Origin of the sequence: Sphingomonas sp. SORGH_AS_0789 (assembly GCF_031453055.1) — a bacterium.
Taxonomy (GTDB): Bacteria; Pseudomonadota; Alphaproteobacteria; order Sphingomonadales; family Sphingomonadaceae; genus Sphingomonas.
On sequence record NZ_JAVIYV010000001.1, the window covers coordinates 1,062,115 to 1,078,702 of the forward strand.

A 16,588-nucleotide genomic window follows, 5' to 3' on the forward strand; every position below is an offset into this window, starting at 1 on the left:
CGGCGATGCTCACACGAAGACCGTGCGCCATCGACTGGGTTAAGGTTTATGCAATAGTTTTGACATCAGGCAACAATCTAACACGCACAAACAGCAAAAATGACGTGGCTTTTAGCAATCTAGTGACAAAACTGACACAGGGCGTGTCGGATCACAGAAAGGGTAGACGGCGGAAAATGACCCAAAAAACACCCAAAAAAGCTATACACGTCATAGCTTTAGCGATCACGATTCTGGGCGCCTGCCCGGCTGCGGCGCAGGATGCGCCGGATAGCGGGCAGTCGGCGTTGCTGATCGACAAGATCACGGCCTGTCGCGCGATCGCCGATGCGGGTCGGCGGCTGACCTGTTTCGACCAAGCGGCGGTCGCGCTTGCCAAGGCGCGCAGCGAACGACAGATGGTCGTGCTCGACCGGGGCGAGGTCCGACAGAAGCGGCAATCGCTGTTCGGCTTGCGCCTGCCGGAGATTCAGCTGTTCGGCCACGAGGAAGCCAAGGAGCCGGAAATCCGCGAGGTCCACTCCAAGGTGGTTCGACTGGCCCCATTCGGGCGGGACCAATGGACCGTCTGGCTGGACCAGGGCGGCGTCTGGCGCACGACCGAAAAGGCACGATTCGATCCGGAGGTCGGTCAGTCGGTACGGATCTTCAAGGCGGCGATGGGCAGTTTCCGAGCCTCGTTCAACGGCAACTTGGCGGTACGGATCGAACGGGTCGAATGACCCCCCTCACCCCATCGGCCCCGTCACCAGCAGCGGGTCGAGCTTGCGTCCGCGCCATTGCAGGCTCCAATGGAGGTGCGGGCCGGTGGCGCGGCCCGTGGCGCCGACCGCGCCGATGGGTTGGCCCTGGCGGACATGGTCGCCGGGGCGGACGTCGATGCGCGACAGATGCAGGAAGGCGCTGTTGAGACCCTGGCCGTGGTCGAGCATCAGCAGATGCCCCTCCAGCGTGAAGGGCGTGTCCGCCGCCAGGATCACGACGCCGTCGGCGGGCGCGCGGACGATGGTGCCGGTGGCGGCGGCGATGTCGGTGCCTGAGTGATAGCTGCCCGGCTCGCCGCGATAGATTCGCTGCGCCCCGAACAGGCCGGAGATGCGCCCCCGAACCGGCCATATCAGCGGCTGACGCCAGCCCTCCGCATCGGTGACCTGGGCACGGGCGGCGCGGATCCGGCCGAGTTCGGGCGGGCGCAGCCGCTGGAATTCGGGATCGGGGACGGGATATTTGGGCAGGCGGTCGAGCCGCTCGATCCGCCAGGCGCGCGGCGCGACAGTCAGGCTCTGGCGCAACTGGCGACCGTCCGCCAGCGTCGCGACCAGCTCGGCGGTGGGTCCGGCGTCGCGGTCGAACCCGATCAGGAAGGCCCCGTCCGGCGCAATCGGCACATCCTGTCCGTCGAGCGTCATCGCGACCGTACCCGCAGGCGCCTGTCCCCGGATCAACCCGCCCTGGCTGAGTTCGCCGGTCCAGCGGAACGCCGAGCGGGCGGCGGCGGGCACCGCGACGGTCTGCGCCGGGACCGGGGACAGGCCCAGCCCCGCGACCAGCAGCCCCAGCGCGACACCGCCCGCCTTCTTCATTGCGGGGCGAGCACCTGCGCGGTCGCCTGCGCATCGGCATAGGCTTCCTGTCGGCTGGCGCTCCAATATTTCAGCTCCTCGAGCGGGATGCGACGGCCGGTCACCGCGCAGACGACATGGTCGCCCGGCGACAGGACGCGAAAGCCATTGGCCAGATAATGGAGCCGCGCGGGGCGATCGGTGTTCGACATCAGCATCTTCGTCACTTTCGGGTCAAAGGAGCGTGGGCTGGTCCGGCCGGGATTGATCCGACCTGGGCTCCCGTTTGGGCTTGTCATAGGTTTTGGGGGCGGGGCGCTCAACCCCGGCCCGGCTACCGTCCCCGTCCACCGCGACATCGACCGTCCCGTCGCGGAAACGCAGCGTCAGCGTGTCCGCCGCGCGCGCCGCCTCGGCCGAGGACAAGGTCTCGCCGCCGGGCCGCGCGGTGATCCGGGCATAGCCACGCTCCAGGATGCGGTCGGGGTTGAGCGACTGGACCAGCCGCCAGGTCGCGGCCAGTCGGTCCCGCCCGCGCTCGACCTGGCGTTCCAGCACCGCCGGGCGCAGCGCCGCGCCCGCCCGGTCCAGCCCGCCGCGCGCCAGCGTCACCCGCCGCTCCAGCCCGCGATCGAGCCGCGCCCCCGCCTCATCGGCGCGCTGGCGTTGGGGGCCCAGCAACTGGTCGCGCTTGGGCAGAAGGCGGGCCATGGCGTCCAGCCGCTCGCGCCCGCGCTCGACATAGCGGCGCGCACAGCGTTCGGTCCGCTGGCGGTGGCTCGCCACGGTCAGGCGCAGATCGGCCAGCACCGGCACCGCGATCTCGGCCGCCGCCGTGGGGGTCGGCGCGCGCAGGTCGGCGGCATAGTCGCACAGCGTCGTATCGGTCTCATGCCCCACCGCCGAGATGATCGGGATCGTGCATTCCGCGACCGCCCGGACCACCACCTCTTCGTTGAACGACCACAGATCCTCGATCGAGCCGCCGCCGCGCGCGACGATCACCAGGTCGGGGCGCGGCACCGGGCCGCCGGGCTGGATCGCGTCGAAGCCCCGGATCGCGGCGGCGACCTCTTCCGCCGAGCCTACGCCCTGCACCTTGACCGGCCAGACGATGACGTGCGTCGGGCAGCGATCCTCCAGCCGGTGGAGGATGTCGCGGATCACCGCGCCGGTCGGCGAGGTGACGACGCCGATGACCGGCGGCATGAAGGGGAGCGGCTTCTTGCGCTCGCGCGCGAACAGCCCCTCGCCCGCCAGCTTCGCCTTCAGCTTCTCGAACAGGGCCATCAGCGCGCCCGCGCCCGCCAGCTCCATCCGTTCGACGACGATCTGGTATTTGGACCGGCCGGGGAAGGTGGTCAGGCGGCCGGTGGCGATCACCTCGATCCCGTCCTGCGGCTGGAAGGGCAAGCTGTTGGCCGCGCCCTTCCACATCACCGCGTCGATGACGGCATTCTCGTCCTTCAGGCTCATATAGACATGGCCCGAAGTGGCGCGCTTATATCCGGAAATCTCACCGCGCAGGCGGACATGGCCGAACTCGCCCTCCACCATCCGCTTCAGCTTCAAGCTGAGTTCGCCGACCGACAGCGCGAGCGCGTTGTCGCCGGCGATCTCCTCGGCTACCAGCCTCGAACTTTCGTCATAGGGATAAGGATCGGGCATGAACGTCCTGCTGCTGGGATCGGGGGGCCGCGAACATGCGCTGGCATGGAAGCTGGCCCAGTCGCACGGGTTAGATACGCTCTACGCCGCGCCCGGCAACCCCGGTATCGCCGCGCATGCGACCTGCGTCGGTTTGAACGCGACCGATCACGCCGCCGTCGTGGCGTTCGTGAAGGAGCACGCCATCGGCCTGGTCGTGGTCGGGCCCGAGGCGCCGCTGGTCGACGGGCTGGCCGATTCGCTGCGCGCCGAGGGCGTGCCGGTGTTCGGCCCGAGCAAGGCCGCCGCGCAGTTGGAGGGCTCCAAGGGCTTTACCAAGGACCTGTGCCGCCGCGCCGACATCCCGACCGCGGGCTATGTCCGCGTCTCGACCCTCGCCGACGCGCAGGCCGCGCTGGCCACGACCTTCGGCCTGCCCGTCGTCATCAAGGCCGATGGACTGGCGGCGGGCAAGGGCGTGACCGTCGCCTTCACCCGCGCCGAGGCCGATGCCGCGATCGCCGACCTGTTCTCCGTCCCCGGTGCCGAGGTGGTGATCGAGGAATTCCTGGCGGGCGAGGAGGCCAGCCTCTTCGTCCTGACCGATGGCGAGGCCTTGCTCCCCTTCGGCTCGGCGCAGGATCACAAGCGGGTCGGCGATGGCGATACCGGCCCCAATACCGGCGGCATGGGCGCCTATAGCCCCGCGCGCGTCCTGACCCCCGAGTTGGAGCGCCAGGCGATCGACCGGATCGTCCGCCCCACCGTGGATACGCTGCGCGCCGAAGGGACGCCCTTTTCGGGCGTGCTCTATGCCGGGCTGATGCTGACCGAGCAGGGGCCCAAGCTGATCGAATATAATGCGCGGTTCGGCGACCCCGAATGCCAGGTGCTGATGCTGCGCTTCCAGGGCGATCTGCTGGCGGTGATGCTGGCGGTGGCCGAGGGGCGGCTGGCCGAGCTGCCCGCGCCCACCTTCTCGGATGATCCCGCGCTGACCGTGGTAATGGCGGCTTCGGGCTATCCCGGCACGCCCAGCGCGGGCGGGAGCATCGATGCGATCGACGCCGCCGAGGCGACCGGCGCGGTCGTGTTCCAGGCGGGCACCCGGATGGACGGCGAGCAGCTGGTCGCCAGCGGCGGCCGCGTGCTGGCCGTCACCGCCAGCGCCGCCACCGTGGGCGAGGCGCAAGCCGCCGCCTATCGCGCGGTCGACGCGATCCGCTTCCCCGACGGCTTCTGCCGCCGCGACATCGGCTGGCGCGAGGTCGCGCGGGAGGCCGATGCGCAGGGAACCGAGGCCGGAGCCTGACGATTGGGCTCGCGATCGGGGCGATGGGACAATAGGGTAAGGCGATGAACGAGACTTCTGCGACGGCGCAAAGCCTGATCCCCGATGGCGTGGCGACCATCACCACCATCCATTTCGCCCTGATCGCGCTGGTCGCGGTGGCAGCGATCGCGGTCATCCTGATCGGGATGCGGCTCAAGCATCGCCGGAACAAGGCCACCCGCCAGGTCGAGGACAATGCCGAGGAAGCGGGTGTCGCGCTCCGCCAGCCCGACAGCGCCCCGATCCGCGAGGCCGCGCTGACGCAGCCCCGGCCCGTTCCGGAACCAGCGCCTGCACCCGCACCAGCGCCTGCACCCGCTCCGGCTCCGGCCGCCCCGCCGCCGCCCCCGGTCATGCCCGCCCCTGCGGCACCGGAGGAATCGCCGGTGGCGGACGAGCCGCTGAACGCCGAGCCGGTTGCCGCGGCTGCCCCGTTGGCCGCCAGCCCCGCCGCCGAGGCTGCTCCGCAACCTGCTCCGGCCCAGGCCGCGCGGCCCGAAGATCAGCCGATCACCCTGCTCAAGGGCTTGGGGCCCAAGCTGACCCAGAAGCTGGCCGAACATGGCATCACCACGGTCGGCGACATGGCGGGGCTGAGCGAGGCACAGGCCCAGTCGCTCGATGCGCAACTGGGGCCGTTTTCGGGCCGGATGGCGCGCGACCGCTGGCTGGAACAGGCGCGACTGCTGGCGGCGGGCGACCGTGCGGGCTTCGAGGCGGTGTTCGGCAGGCTTTGACGGAACGGGGGCTTTTCCGGTCGGTTGAGGCGCGATGACGACACTCGATCCCGCCACCACCGCGCTCATCCTCATCGACCTGCAACGGGGCATCGTCCCGCGCGCCGGTGGCCCCCGGTCCGGTGACGAGGTCGTGGCCACCGCCAAGACGCTCGCTGCCCGATTCCGCGCGGCGGGTGCGCCGGTCGTGTTGGTCCATGTCGGCTTCACGCCCGAGACGATGCCCAGCCAGAGTATCGACCGCCCCAGCCTGCCGCCCGAGGGCACCCCGCCCGACTTCAGCGAACTGGTCCCCGGCCTGGTCGAGCCCGGCGACATCGTGGTGCTCAAGCATCACTGGGGCGCCTTCACCGGTACTGACCTGGACCTGCAACTGCGGCGGCGCGGGGTGCGGACGGTGGTGATCGCGGGCATCTCGACCAATATGGGCGTCGAATCGACCGCGCGGTCGGCGTGGGAGCTGTCCTATGACGTGGTCATCGCCGAGGACGCCTGCGCATCGCGGTCGAGCGAACTCCACGCCTTTGCGGTCGACCATATCCTGCCGCTGATCGCGCGTGTGGTGGCGTCCGGGGATATTCGGTTGGGAAGCTGAGGCGCGCCATCGATCCCACCCATGGCGGATCGCCATTCAGTATTGCATCTTCTTCCCTCTCCCCTGGACAGGGGAGAGGGTTAGCGAAGCTTGCCAGCCTGCTGGCTAGCGCAGCTTGGGTGAGGGGTTGAGCGAGCCCAAAGGCTCGCGCGCTCGCTAAGCGAGCGCCCACCCCTCACCCAGCTCCGACTAGGCCTTTGCTTTCGCAAAGACCAAGTCTGCGCAACCCTCTCCCCTCTGCGAGGGGCGAGGGACGGAAAGGCATTGCGGAATGTCGATCGGTCATGACCTTTCGGTCAAAACGGGTGGGGGAACGGCATGGAATTCCTGTTCGAGATACTGATTCAATATGGCGGCGAAATCCTGATCCAGCTGCTGATCGAGACGGCTGCGGAGATCGGGCTGCACAGCATAAGCGAGACCTTCAGCAAGCCGAAGAACCCGGTCATTGCCACCATCGGCTTCGCCCTTTGGGGCCTGGCGGCAGGCGGGCTGAGCCTGTTGCTGTTCCCATCCTCGCCCATCACCAATCCGGACTGGCGCCGGATCAATGTGATCGTGACGCCGTTCGTCGCGGGCGGCGTCATGGCGGTGATCGGCAGCCTCCGGCGGCGCAAGGGTCTGTCCCTGATCCGCCTGGACCGCTTCGGCTATGCGTATGTGTTCGCGCTCGTCATGGCGCTGGTCCAGTTCCGCTGGGCCGGATAGGCGGGTCTTCGCGTGGCGGAGCCGCCGCAGCGGGCTATCGGTCTGCTACGCTTCGCTGACCAGCAGCTTGTCGATCCGCCGTCCGTCCAGGTCCACGACCTCGAAGCGCCAGCCCTGCTCGACGAAGCTCTCGCCTTCGGTCGGCAGGTGGCGGAACACCGCCAGCGCCAGGCCCGCCACGGTCGCATAGTCGCGGTCGTCGGGCAGGTCGATGCCCAGCCGGTCGGCCAGCGCGTCCGCCGCCATGGTGCCTGCGACCAGCAGCGAGCCGTCGTCGCGCTCGACCACCGAGGGGGCCTCGCCCGGATCGGCGTCCGAGGCGAACTCGCCCGCGATCGCCGCCAGCAGGTCGGCCGGGGTCACGATCCCTTCGAAATGGCCGTACTCGTCATGGATCAGCGCCATCGGCACCTCGGCCTGGCGCAGCGCCAGAAGCACGTCCATCGCGTCGATCCGGTCGATGACGACCGGCGCCTTGCGCATCAGCTGCTTGAGGTCGAGCGGCTCGCCCCGGAACAGCGCCATCGCGATGTCGCGCGCCTGCACCACCCCGACCACCGCGTCGATCGAGCCCTCCCCCACCGGCAGGCGGGTGCGCGGGCTTTCGAGCAGCTTGGCGCGGATCGCGGCATCGTCCAGCGTGCAGTCCAGCCAGTCGATCTCGGTACGCGGCGTCATCACCTCGCGCACCGGCCGGTCGGCCAGCCGCACCACGCCCGAGATGATCGAGCGTTCATGCTCCTCGATCACGCCCGACTTGGACGCCTCGGCGACGATCAGGTGCAGCTCCTCGGCGGTCACCTGATCCTCATTGTCGCGGTTCAGGCCCAGCAGCTTGAAGATCACCCCGCTGGTCGAATCGAGGATCCAGACGATCGGCGCGGTGCCGATCGCCAGCCAGCGCATCGGCACCGCGACGAAGGCGGCGATCGGCTCGGGCTTGCGCAGCGCGAACTGCTTGGGCACCAGCTCGCCCAGGATCAGCGAGGCATAGGTGGTCAGCCCGATCACCAGCGCGAAGCCCAGCGTCGCGGCGGTCGAGGGCGCGATGCCCAGCGTCTCCAGCCGGGCGGCGGTCGGCGTGCCCAGGCTGGCACCCGAATAGGCGCCCGCGATGATGCCGGTCAGGGTGATGCCGATCTGAACGGTCGACAGGAACTTGCCCGGATCGGCGGCCAGCGTCAGCGCGGCCTGCGCGCCCTTGCGGCCGCTGCGCGCCATCGCCTCCAGTCGGGCGCGGCGCGACGACACGATCGCCAGCTCGCTCATCGCGAACGCCCCGTTCAACGCGACAAGCGCGAGGATGATGAGGACGTCGATCCACGGAAAGGGGGGCAGCGGTGCCATCGGTACAGGGTGCTCATAGCGGGACGGGAGGGCCTTCGACAACTCCCGTCGTCATGTTCCGTTCAGATCGCTTGCGGAACAAGCGCGACCGGGTCCGCGTTTCCGGGGGTGAGACGCGACAATCTAACAAGGGTTATGCGCATGAAGACGTCCGCAAAGTTCCTGTCCATGGCCGCAATGTCGGCGGTGCTTGCCACCTCGGCCTGCACGACAGATCCCGAAACCGGACAGCAGCGCCTGTCCAAGGCCGCGATCGGCGGCATCGGCGGCGCGGTCGGCGGCTATCTGCTCGGCGATCTCGTCGGCGGTCGACGCGACCGGACCGAGAAGATCCTGGGCGCCGGTATCGGCGGCCTCGCCGGGGCCGGGATCGGCGCCTATATGGACAAGCAGGAGCGCGACCTGCGCGCGCGAACCGCGGGCACCGACGTACAGGTGGTCCGCCAGGGCGACGACCTGCTGCTGAACCTGCCCTCGGGCATCACCTTCGCCTATAACTCGTCGCAGGTGCAGCCGCAGTTCCGCCAGACGCTGGATCAGGTCGCCGACATCCTGTCGCAGTATAAGCAGACCTATATCGACGTGTACGGCCACACCGATTCGACCGGCAGCGATGCGTACAACCAGCGCCTGTCCGAACAGCGCGCGGTCTCGGTCGCGGATTATCTCGCCTCGCGCGGGGTGCAGCCCGCCCGCATCGGCACGCGCGGCTTCGGCAAGTCGCAGCCGATCGCCTCGAACGACACCGAGGAAGGCCGCGCCGCCAATCGCCGCGTCGAGATCAAGATCGTGCCGATCCGCGAGGGCGACCTGCGCTGATCGAGTCGCGATTCGCGAACAGGGCAAAGGGCTCGGACGGGATACCGTCCGGGCCTTTTTTCATGGGCGGCCCGCCCGCACGCGCCTATGATATGCCTCGGTGATCGAAGGGGCGAAGGTCATGGAGGCACAAGCGGGCAAGACGGGCTGGCGGGCCTCCAGATGGGCGTCGCCCCTGCTGACGGGACTGTTCACCTACGTCGTGCTGATGATCCTCAACGCATGGCATGTCGGTGTGAATTCGACATGGCGCAATGTGCTTGTCTGCGGGTCGAGCGGTGCTCTGGCGAACTATCTGGTGGGCCGCCTCCGGACGCGCCAGGGACCGGACTGACGCGTCGTCATCGCCGGACCGCGAAGAAATCGCGCAACAGGCCCGCCGCCTCCCCCTCGCCGATCCCGGCATAGATGTCCGGCCGGTGGTGGCAGGTCGGCTGGGCGAAGAAGCGGGGGCCGTGGTCGACCGCCCCGCCCTTGGGATCGCTGGCCGCATAATAGAGTCGCGCGATCCGGGCATGGGCGATGGCCCCCGCGCACATCGCGCAGGGCTCCAGCGTGACCCAGAGGTCGCAATCCTCCAGCCGGTCGCGGCCGAGCTTGGCCGCCGCCGCGCGAATCGCCTGAATCTCGGCATGGGCGGTGGGGTCGTGCAGGCGGCGCGGCGCGTTGGCCCCCGTGGCCAGAATCACGCCATCGCGAATCACCACCGCGCCGACCGGCACCTCTCCGGCCTGCCCCGCTTGGGCAGCGGCGTCGAGCGCGGCGCGCATCGGGGCGGGGAGCGGGAACATGCCCCCTCCCTGCCGCGCGCGGCGAACAGGGGCAAGAGCGGTGCCCCTGCCCCTTATGGCTTATTGCGCGTTGTCGGCGGGCTTTTCGACCTTCACCGTGGGCACCTCGACGGTTTTGGTCTCGGTGCCGACCGAGACCTTGGGCCCCTCGGCGCGGAAAGCGGGCGCCTGCACCACCGCTGGACGGGTCTGGTCGATATTGACCCAGCCCATCGCCATGGCCCCGGCGACCAGCAGGAGGACGATGCCGATAAGGACGAGAAAGGCGCGCATGGGTCTGGCTCCATCAGGTTCGTTGCCGTAACAACGCCCCGTTCACCGGGCCGGTTGCACGTGCCCCGATGGGGAATCGGTTGACGCGGACGCCGGTACGGGTTATCCGCGCGGCCTTTCCGGGCATTGCCTGAAACCAGGATAACGATCATGTCGCGCATTTGCGAGCTGACCGGCAAGGGCCGGCAGGTGGGTAACAACGTTTCCCACGCCAACAACAAGACCAAGCGTACGTTCCTGCCGAACCTGCAGAACGTCACGCTGATTTCCGACGCGCTGGAAAAGAGCGTCCGTCTTCGCGTTTCGACCCACGGCCTGCGCTCGGTCGAGCACAATGGCGGCCTCGACAACTGGCTCGTGAAGACCTCGGACGACCAGCTCAGCCTGCGCGCCCGTCGCCTGAAGCGCGACGTCGTGAAGAAGCTGGCCTCGACCCAGACCGAAGCCGCCGCCGCGTAATCGCGCGACGCGACTGCCGAGGTTTCGAAGCCCGCCGCTCCCCGGAGCGGCGGGTTTTCGACGTTTGGTTCGGAGTCGGCTAGGTCGGATCGACAGTCAGGATTGCTTCTTCCCTCTCCCCTGGACAGGGGAGAGGGTTAGCGAAGCTTGCCAGCCTGCTGGCTAGCGCAGCTTGGGTGAGGGGTTGAGCGAGCCTGAAGGCTCGCGGCGCTCGCCAAGCGAGCGCCCACCCCTCACCCAGCTCCTACTAAGCCTTTGCTTTTGCATAGGCCAAGTCTGCGCAACCCTCTCCCCTCTGCGAGGGGCGAGGGAAGGATAAGGCATCATGGAATGCCGATCGGCCCTGGGGCGTGGCCTTCGACTTCGCTCAGGCTGAACGGGTGTCAGCATCCGTGTCCGCGATTCGCCTGGCCCATTCCAAACCGCCGTTCGGCCGATGCGAAGCCGAAGGCCACGCGAATCACGTTCGCGAATCGCCCGATCAGCGTCGGTCCAGCCGGAATTTCAGCAGATAGCTGCGCTCGATCGGCAGCTGGTTGTCGTCCGACACCAGCCACAGGATCGTCGCCCCGCCCTCCTGCGTCACCGCGACTCCTTCGAAATTGTCATGGATCAGCGGCGCGTCGAGTTCGGCGAGCAGATGCCCCCGCACCACCCGCCCCGGCGCGATTCGCTCCGCCGGGACCAGCATGATTCGATTCGAGAATCGGAACGGCAGTCGGAACCGCCGCTCGACCACGATCAGCGCGCCGTCGGGCAAGGCGGCGGCGTCCGCCACGTCGTAATCGGGCGACACGCGATAGGCGAACAGGCGCGGGCGGTGGCGCAACGGGTCGCCCGCGAAGATCAGCCCCTGCCGCGTGGTCTTGCGCGACGCCTCGCCGCCGCGCCATAGCGCACGGCGGATCTTGGCCTCTTCGGAAATGGTGACGAATCGCCCGTCGGGCATCCGGGCCAGCGACTCGGGGCCGCCATTGATCGGCCAGCGCTTCATGGCGCGCGGCGCGACGAATCCTTCGGCGCGCGCGAAGTCGGGGGCATAGCGCCAGATCTGGTTATAGCGCTCGAACCCCACCCATAGGGCGCCAGTGCGCGGATCGACCGCCATCGATTCGCTGTCGCGGTCCCATTTCTGCCACCCGATCCCCGGCCCCGCGGGCAGGTTGGCGAAGTGGATGCCGTGCGGACGCCAGTCCCCGCCCATTGCGAACTGCACGACATTGCCGCCGTCGCTGAGCAGGGTGAAGCGGTCCCCCGTCACCGTCAGCGACGAGAATCCGCCAAAGGCCGGATCGCGGCTGGTCAGCGCCACACCGCCCAGATAGGTCAGCGCGCCCAGCGTCCGGCGCGACGGATCATTCGGGTCGAGCGCGACGCGGCGCACGTCCATCTGCCCCGGCTGCTCCAGCAGGCCCAGCCGCGCCTCACCCGACCATCCGGGGATACAGGCCAGCAGCAACAGGCAGGACAGGAGGATACGCATGGCGCCTCATACGCGCCGCGCCGCAACACGACAGCGCCAAAAATACGGCCACCCGATCGGATCGGCACAGGCCGGCGCGGATGAACGGCGGATAACCGCGGCATTCAGGAAAGGCTCAAGCCGAATCGTCCAGAAGCGGATCAACGGCGGACGGGACCGCCGATCGAAATGAAATATCGGGAGTGATATCATGATGAAGACCCTGACCCTGGCGGCGACCACGCTGGCGATGCTCGGCGGCGCTGTCCTGCCCGCGACCGCCGCGGATGCGCACCGCTATCGCCGGGCCTATCATGCCGATCGCTACGACCGGGGTTATGAGGATGGCGCGCGCGCCGAATATCAGGCGCGCAAGTGCCGCCGCTCCGGCACCACCGGCACCATCGTCGGCGCGGTCGCTGGTGGCCTGCTGGGCCGGACGATCGACACCGATGGCGACCGCACGCTGGGCACGCTGATCGGCGGCGGTGCGGGCGCGCTGGCGGGCCGCGCGATCGAGCGGTCGGGCCGTCCGGGCTATTGCCGCTGACACAGTTCGGGCGGGCGGGGCCTGTATCCGCCCCACCCGCCCCGGTTTTCCTCGCGTAGCGTATCGAGGACGGAACGCCGATCTCCCCCGTGGAGGTCGGCGTTCTTGCATCAATACATGTGCTGGCCGCCGTTGATCGACAGGGTCGAGCCGGTGACGAAGCCCGCCTCGTCCGAACACAGGAAGGCGACGCCGCGCGCGATCTCATGCGCCTGGCCCAGTCGGCCGACCGGGATCTTGGCGACGATCTTCTCCAGCACGTCGGCGGGGACGGCGGCGACCATGTCGGTGTCGATATAGCCCGGCGCGATCGCGTTCACGGTCACGCCGACGCGTGCGCCTTCCTGCGCCAGCGCCTTGGTGAAGCCATGGATGCCCGACTTGGCGGCGGCATAGTTGACCTGGCCATACTGGCCCGCCTGGCCGTTGATCGAACCGATATTGACGATGCGGCCCCATTTGCGCTCGCGCATGCCGGGGAACACCGCCTTGGCCATGTTGAAGCAACCGCCCAGATTGGTGTCCATGACCTCCTTCCACATCTGGTAGGTCATCTTCAGCAGCGTGCCGTCGCGGGTGATGCCCGCATTGTTGACGACGATGTCGACCGGGCCCAGTTCCTCGGCGACCTGCGCGACGCCCGACTGGACCGCGTCATAATCGGCGACGTCCCACTTATACGCCTTGATCCCGGTGCGTTCGGAGAATTCACGAGCGCGTTCGTCATTGCCCGCATAATTGGCGGCGACGGTCACGCCCGCCTCTTTCAGTGCCAGGCTGATCGCCTCGCCAATACCGCGCGTACCACCCGTCACAATCGCGACCCGTGCCATCAGACCTCTCCCATTTCTGATTGTGGCTTAAAAGGGGCAGAGGTCATCCGCAATGGCGAAGACCGGGCGAAACGTAATATTACGCTACGGCAACCACCCCTGAAGCTCGCGTGCGATCAATCCGCGCAGCATCGCGATCCCGACGTCACTGTCGTTGAGGCAGGGCAGATAGGCAAAATGGGTGCCGCCCGCGCCCTCGAAACTTTCGCGACCGCGAATCGCCAGTTCCTCCAGCGTCTCGATACAGTCGGCCGAGAAACCCGGCGCCAGGATCGCAACCTTGCGGATGCCCCGTCCGGGCAGCGCCTCCAGCACGGTGTCGGTCGCGGGCTCCAGCCATTTGGCGCGGCCGAATCGCGACTGGAACGCGACCAGCAATTCGCGGTCGCCCAGCGTGTCCTTCATCGCCTCGGCCAGCAGCCGCGCGGTCTTGCGGCAATGGCAATGATAAGGATCGCCCAGCTCCAGCGTCCGCTGCGGCATGCCGTGGAAGCTGGCGACGACCGCCTCGGGGGTGAAATCCAGCGCGGCGAGCTGCGACTCCAGCTGCGTCTTCAGCGCGTCGATATAGAGCGCATCGTCATAATAAGGTGGCAGGGTGCGGATCGCGGGCTGCCAGCGCATCGTCGCCAGATGCGCGAAGGCCCGGTCATTGGCGGTCGCCGTCGTCGCCGCGCAATATTGCGGATAGAGCGGCGCGAGCAGGATCCGCTCGCACCCGGCATCCTTCATCGCCTGTACCTGGTCGGCAATGGCGGGACGGCCATAGCGCATCGCCCAGTCGACCATGACGCCGGGCCCGAACGCGTCCTTCAGCGCCGCCGCCTGTGCCCTGGTGATCGCGGCGAGCGGCGAGCCGTCCTCGCGCCAGACCAGTGAATAGGCATGCGCCGACTTCTTGGGCCGGGTGTTCAGGATGATGCCGCGCAGGATCGGCTGCCACAACAGGGCCGGAATCTCGATGACGCGGCGGTCCGACAGGAATTCGCCCAGATAGCGTTTGACCGCGCGCGGCTCGGGAGCGTCGGGGGTGCCCAGATTCATCAGGAGCACGCCGATCTTCGGACGCGGGACGGGCGGATGGTCGGGGGGCAGCATCAGGCGGACAACTCCATCGGCAGGCTTCGTATCCGTGGGAAGCCCGGCAGGGTGGCAAGCGCGTTGGCGATGGCGGGCGCGACCGGCGGCACGGCCAGTTCGGACACGCCGCCGGGGGCTTCGTCCGAGCGGATCAGCTCGACCGTGATGTCGGGGGTGTCGGCCAGGCGCGGCAGGTTCAGCGCCCCCAGCCGCGCGGGCTCGGCCAGCCCCTGGGCAAAGCCGACCGCGCCGCCGCGCCATGCGGCGAGGCCGAAGATCAGCCCGCCCTCGATCTGCTGGCGCACGATGTCGGGGTTGACGATCCGCCCGGCATCGACCGCCGCGACCAGCCGGTCGACGATCGGCCGCCCTGCGGCATCGCGGTGAACCTCCGCCATCACCGCGACGAAGCTGCCGCGAAAGGCGTGCGCCGCCACGCCCTGCCCGCTGCCCGCACGGCCCCCTTCCCATCCGCCGAGCGACGCGGCAGTGGACAGGCAGCGCGCCAGGCGCGGCGCCTCGCCCAGCATCGTCATCCGCCAGGCCAGCGGATCGGCCCCGGCGGCCTGCGCGCATTCGTCAAGAAAGGATTCGGTCACGAAGCCATGGCCGACATGGGCGCCGCCGCGCACATGGCCGGTAGGAATGGGCAGGTCGACGGCGTGATGATCCACCGCCAGCGCCGGGATCGCATAAGGCGGCACCGCTCCCCCCATCGCATAGGCGTCGCCCCGCGCCATACCCACCCGGACGAACCCGCCAGGCATCAGCCGCGAGGCCAGATCGCGGCCGGTGTCAGGCGCGGCGACGCGCGCCCGCCACGCCAGCAGCCGCCCGCCCGCCACGCGTGCGGTCATCTCGGCCCGCATCGGCGCGCGGTACGCGTCGCGGCGCAGGTCCTCGGTCCGCGACCAGAGGAGGTTGACCGGCCGCTTCAACCGGACTGCGACGATCGCCGCCTGCGCCGCCGCCTCGCTCTCCAGCGCGACGCCGAAGGACCCGCCGATCGGCATGGGGTGGACGATCACCCGGTCCGGCGCGATCCCCGCCGCCCGCGCCGCGATTTCGCGCGCGCGGACCGGGGCCTGGGTCGGCAACCACAGCTCCAGCCCGCCGTCGCGCCAGGCGGCCACTGCCGCGCGCGGCTCGATCGCGGCATGGACGCCCACCCCGATCCGATAGCGTGCCGCGATCCGCCCCCCGCCTTCCAGCGTAGCCTCGACATCGCCCTGCGAGGCGACCGAGCGCCCCTTCCCCGCCAGCGCCGCGTCGAGCGCGCGGGCCATGTCCGCCGTCGTCGGGATCGGCCCCTCGGTCACGGCGCGCGGTGCCAGCGCATCGAGGCCCTTTTGCGCGATCCACCAGCTGGCGGCGGCGACCGCGACCCAGTCGTCGCCCTCGACCACATCGACCACGCCCTGCACCCGCATCGCCGCCGCACGGTCGATCGCGATGGAGCGGGTCCGCCCCCAGGGCGCATGGCGAACCGCGACATGCACCATCTCGGGCAACCGGATATCGGCGGTGAAATTGGCCGAGCCATCGACCTTGGCGGGTGAATCGAGCCGGGGCAGATCCCGGCCCGCCAGTGCCCCCGCACCGCCGCTGCCCAGCGGCAGGGGCTCGGGCACCGTCTCGCCCGCCGCCGCCTCGGCCAGTTCGGCGAAGCGCAGCCGCTGCGCGCCATGGATGATGAAGCCGTCCTTCGCCTCGCATGCGGTCCATGCGACGCCCCAGCGGCGCGCGGCGGCCTGCGCCATCAGCGCGCGCGCGGTCGCGGCGGCGGCGCGCGCGGGGGCCTCGAACATGCGGATCGAACTTGACCCGGCGGTCAGCATCACCATGTCCCGGCGCAGCCACTCGGCGCGCACCGCCTCGGGCAGCCGGTCGAACGCGCCCTCGAACAGCGAATCGACCCCGACGCTATTGGCATAAAGCGGGCCGAGCGGCGCGGGCTCGACCGCGACCGTCCGCCAGTCCGCGCCCAGTTCGTCGGCGACGACCTGCGCCAGCGTCGTCGCGATCCCCTGCCCATGCTCGGCCTGGGGCACCGCGACGGTGACGATGCCGTCGCGCCCGATCTTCAGCCATGCGCCGAACGCCTGCTCGCCCGGCTCGGTGGCGAGATCGGGCACATAGGCGCGCGGCCACAGCCCCCAGGCGACCAGCAACCCCGCCCCCGCGCCTCCGCCGATCAATATGTTGCGCCGGTTCAGCTCCATCCCCGCCAGCCTTAGCCGACAGGCAGGTGCAGACAAGCCGGGGGTTTCGCTGTCTCAAAGCGACGGAGTCGATTGTTCGCGCGATGCCGCGAAGTCTTTTGGTTCGCGCAGAGGCGCGGAGGGCGCAGAGGGGGACCCGCCGCACGATCATCCCGCCGTCTCGATCGGCA

19 protein-coding genes are annotated in these 16,588 nt (G+C 69.1%); 9 read left to right on the plus strand and 10 right to left on the minus strand.

What is annotated here, in order from left to right:
* The first annotated feature begins 287 nt into the window (after positions 1–287).
* The gene (locus QE360_RS04855) at positions 288–722 is read left to right on the plus strand and encodes a hypothetical protein (protein WP_309699729.1); all 435 of its coding nucleotides are present in this window, start codon (positions 288–290) and stop codon (positions 720–722) included.
* A gap of 6 nt (positions 723–728) precedes the next feature.
* Here QE360_RS04855 and QE360_RS04860 read toward each other — a convergent pair whose 3' ends face one another.
* The 3 genes from QE360_RS04860 to xseA are packed head-to-tail and all read right to left on the minus strand — an operon-like array spanning position 729 to position 3,230.
* The gene (locus QE360_RS04860) at positions 729–1,583 is read right to left on the minus strand and encodes a M23 family metallopeptidase (RefSeq protein ID WP_309699731.1); all 855 of its coding nucleotides are present in this window, start codon (positions 1,581–1,583) and stop codon (positions 729–731) included.
* On the minus strand, positions 1,580–1,780 hold the full coding sequence (locus tag QE360_RS04865; RefSeq protein ID WP_307102226.1) for a DUF2093 domain-containing protein: 201 nt from the start codon (positions 1,778–1,780) through the stop codon (positions 1,580–1,582). Before QE360_RS04865 ends, QE360_RS04860 begins: the two co-directional genes overlap by 4 nt.
* Before the next feature lie 16 nt (positions 1,781–1,796).
* Positions 1,797–3,230: an exodeoxyribonuclease VII large subunit gene (xseA, locus tag QE360_RS04870; RefSeq protein WP_309699733.1), complete on the minus strand. Its 1,434-nt coding sequence runs from the start codon at positions 3,228–3,230 to the stop codon at positions 1,797–1,799.
* Here xseA and purD point away from each other — a divergent pair.
* The 4 genes from purD (at position 3,229) to QE360_RS04890 (ending at position 6,582) form a co-directional block, all read left to right on the plus strand.
* Entirely contained in the window at positions 3,229–4,521 is a 1,293-nt protein-coding gene (gene purD / locus QE360_RS04875; protein WP_309699735.1) for a phosphoribosylamine--glycine ligase, read from the plus strand. The two genes, xseA and purD, sit on opposite strands and share 2 nt — an antisense overlap.
* 44 nt (positions 4,522–4,565) lie before the next feature.
* Complete coding sequence (locus QE360_RS04880) at positions 4,566–5,279, plus strand: hypothetical protein (protein ID WP_309699737.1); 714 nt, start codon at positions 4,566–4,568, stop codon at positions 5,277–5,279.
* 34 nt (positions 5,280–5,313) lie between these two features.
* Positions 5,314–5,874 carry a hydrolase gene (locus tag QE360_RS04885; protein ID WP_309699739.1) on the plus strand — a complete coding sequence of 187 codons (561 nt, stop codon included), beginning with the start codon at positions 5,314–5,316 and terminating at the stop codon, positions 5,872–5,874.
* Positions 5,875–6,192: 318 nt separating this feature from the next.
* Positions 6,193–6,582, plus strand: coding sequence for a hypothetical protein (locus QE360_RS04890; protein ID WP_309699741.1), 390 nt, complete (start codon positions 6,193–6,195; stop codon positions 6,580–6,582).
* Positions 6,583–6,627: 45 nt separating this feature from the next.
* Here QE360_RS04890 and QE360_RS04895 read toward each other — a convergent pair whose 3' ends face one another.
* On the minus strand, positions 6,628–7,929 hold the full coding sequence (locus QE360_RS04895) for a hemolysin family protein (protein WP_309699743.1): 1,302 nt from the start codon (positions 7,927–7,929) through the stop codon (positions 6,628–6,630).
* Positions 7,930–8,070: 141 nt separating this feature from the next.
* Here QE360_RS04895 and QE360_RS04900 point away from each other — a divergent pair, with 141 nt between their 5' ends.
* Positions 8,071–8,748, plus strand: a complete 678-nt coding sequence (locus QE360_RS04900; RefSeq protein ID WP_307102212.1) for an OmpA family protein — start codon at positions 8,071–8,073, stop codon at positions 8,746–8,748.
* A gap of 100 nt (positions 8,749–8,848) precedes the next feature.
* On the plus strand, positions 8,849–9,082 hold the full coding sequence (locus tag QE360_RS04905; RefSeq protein ID WP_309699746.1) for a hypothetical protein: 234 nt from the start codon (positions 8,849–8,851) through the stop codon (positions 9,080–9,082).
* A 7-nt stretch (positions 9,083–9,089) separates the two neighbouring features.
* On the opposite strand, the gene QE360_RS04910 is transcribed toward QE360_RS04905, so the two are convergent.
* Positions 9,090–9,518 carry a nucleoside deaminase gene (locus tag QE360_RS04910; RefSeq protein WP_309704061.1) on the minus strand — a complete coding sequence of 143 codons (429 nt, stop codon included), beginning with the start codon at positions 9,516–9,518 and terminating at the stop codon, positions 9,090–9,092.
* Between the two features lie 81 nt (positions 9,519–9,599).
* On the minus strand, positions 9,600–9,812 hold the full coding sequence (locus QE360_RS04915) for a hypothetical protein (RefSeq protein ID WP_307102207.1): 213 nt from the start codon (positions 9,810–9,812) through the stop codon (positions 9,600–9,602).
* A 150-nt stretch (positions 9,813–9,962) separates the two neighbouring features.
* On the opposite strand from QE360_RS04915, the gene rpmB reads away from it, so the two are divergent.
* Positions 9,963–10,271, plus strand: coding sequence for a 50S ribosomal protein L28 (gene rpmB, locus QE360_RS04920; protein WP_307102206.1), 309 nt, complete (start codon positions 9,963–9,965; stop codon positions 10,269–10,271).
* A 481-nt stretch (positions 10,272–10,752) separates the two neighbouring features.
* Here the strand turns inward: rpmB and QE360_RS04925 are convergent, their stop codons facing one another.
* On the minus strand, positions 10,753–11,754 hold the full coding sequence (locus tag QE360_RS04925; protein ID WP_309699748.1) for an esterase-like activity of phytase family protein: 1,002 nt from the start codon (positions 11,752–11,754) through the stop codon (positions 10,753–10,755).
* 190 nt (positions 11,755–11,944) lie between these two features.
* Between QE360_RS04925 and QE360_RS04930 the strand changes: the two genes are divergently transcribed.
* A complete protein-coding gene (locus tag QE360_RS04930; RefSeq protein ID WP_307102199.1) occupies positions 11,945–12,283 on the plus strand; it encodes a glycine zipper 2TM domain-containing protein in 339 nt (112 codons plus the stop codon).
* A gap of 110 nt (positions 12,284–12,393) precedes the next feature.
* On the opposite strand, the gene phbB is transcribed toward QE360_RS04930, so the two are convergent.
* From phbB to QE360_RS04945, 3 genes are all read right to left on the minus strand, one after another.
* The gene (gene phbB / locus QE360_RS04935; protein WP_309699750.1) at positions 12,394–13,116 is read right to left on the minus strand and encodes an acetoacetyl-CoA reductase; all 723 of its coding nucleotides are present in this window, start codon (positions 13,114–13,116) and stop codon (positions 12,394–12,396) included.
* A gap of 84 nt (positions 13,117–13,200) precedes the next feature.
* Positions 13,201–14,214 carry a ferrochelatase gene (hemH, locus tag QE360_RS04940; RefSeq protein WP_309699752.1) on the minus strand — a complete coding sequence of 338 codons (1,014 nt, stop codon included), beginning with the start codon at positions 14,212–14,214 and terminating at the stop codon, positions 13,201–13,203.
* Entirely contained in the window at positions 14,214–16,418 is a 2,205-nt protein-coding gene (locus tag QE360_RS04945) for a molybdopterin cofactor-binding domain-containing protein (RefSeq protein WP_309699754.1), read from the minus strand. The genes hemH and QE360_RS04945 overlap by 1 nt, the downstream gene beginning before the upstream one ends.
* Between the last annotated feature and the right edge of the window lie 170 nt (positions 16,419–16,588).

Coding starts and splice junctions, on each gene's coding strand:
- QE360_RS04860 (WP_309699731.1), bottom strand. CDS start 1,583: ATGAAGAAGGCGGGCGGTGTCGCGCTGGGGCTGCTGGTCGCGGGGCTG.
- QE360_RS04865 (WP_307102226.1), bottom strand. CDS start 1,780: ATGCTGATGTCGAACACCGATCGCCCCGCGCGGCTCCATTATCTGGCC.
- purD (WP_309699735.1), top strand. CDS start 3,229: ATGAACGTCCTGCTGCTGGGATCGGGGGGCCGCGAACATGCGCTGGCA.
- xseA (WP_309699733.1), bottom strand. CDS start 3,230: ATGCCCGATCCTTATCCCTATGACGAAAGTTCGAGGCTGGTAGCCGAG.
- QE360_RS04880 (WP_309699737.1), top strand. CDS start 4,566: ATGAACGAGACTTCTGCGACGGCGCAAAGCCTGATCCCCGATGGCGTG.
- QE360_RS04885 (WP_309699739.1), top strand. CDS start 5,314: ATGACGACACTCGATCCCGCCACCACCGCGCTCATCCTCATCGACCTG.
- QE360_RS04890 (WP_309699741.1), top strand. CDS start 6,193: ATGGAATTCCTGTTCGAGATACTGATTCAATATGGCGGCGAAATCCTG.
- QE360_RS04895 (WP_309699743.1), bottom strand. CDS start 7,929: ATGGCACCGCTGCCCCCCTTTCCGTGGATCGACGTCCTCATCATCCTC.
- QE360_RS04900 (WP_307102212.1), top strand. CDS start 8,071: ATGAAGACGTCCGCAAAGTTCCTGTCCATGGCCGCAATGTCGGCGGTG.
- QE360_RS04910 (WP_309704061.1), bottom strand. CDS start 9,518: ATGCGCGCCGCGCTCGACGCCGCTGCCCAAGCGGGGCAGGCCGGAGAG.
- QE360_RS04915 (WP_307102207.1), bottom strand. CDS start 9,812: ATGCGCGCCTTTCTCGTCCTTATCGGCATCGTCCTCCTGCTGGTCGCC.
- rpmB (WP_307102206.1), top strand. CDS start 9,963: ATGTCGCGCATTTGCGAGCTGACCGGCAAGGGCCGGCAGGTGGGTAAC.
- QE360_RS04925 (WP_309699748.1), bottom strand. CDS start 11,754: ATGCGTATCCTCCTGTCCTGCCTGTTGCTGCTGGCCTGTATCCCCGGA.
- QE360_RS04930 (WP_307102199.1), top strand. CDS start 11,945: ATGATGAAGACCCTGACCCTGGCGGCGACCACGCTGGCGATGCTCGGC.
- phbB (WP_309699750.1), bottom strand. CDS start 13,116: ATGGCACGGGTCGCGATTGTGACGGGTGGTACGCGCGGTATTGGCGAG.
- hemH (WP_309699752.1), bottom strand. CDS start 14,214: ATGCTGCCCCCCGACCATCCGCCCGTCCCGCGTCCGAAGATCGGCGTG.
- QE360_RS04945 (WP_309699754.1), bottom strand. CDS start 16,418: ATGGAGCTGAACCGGCGCAACATATTGATCGGCGGAGGCGCGGGGGCG.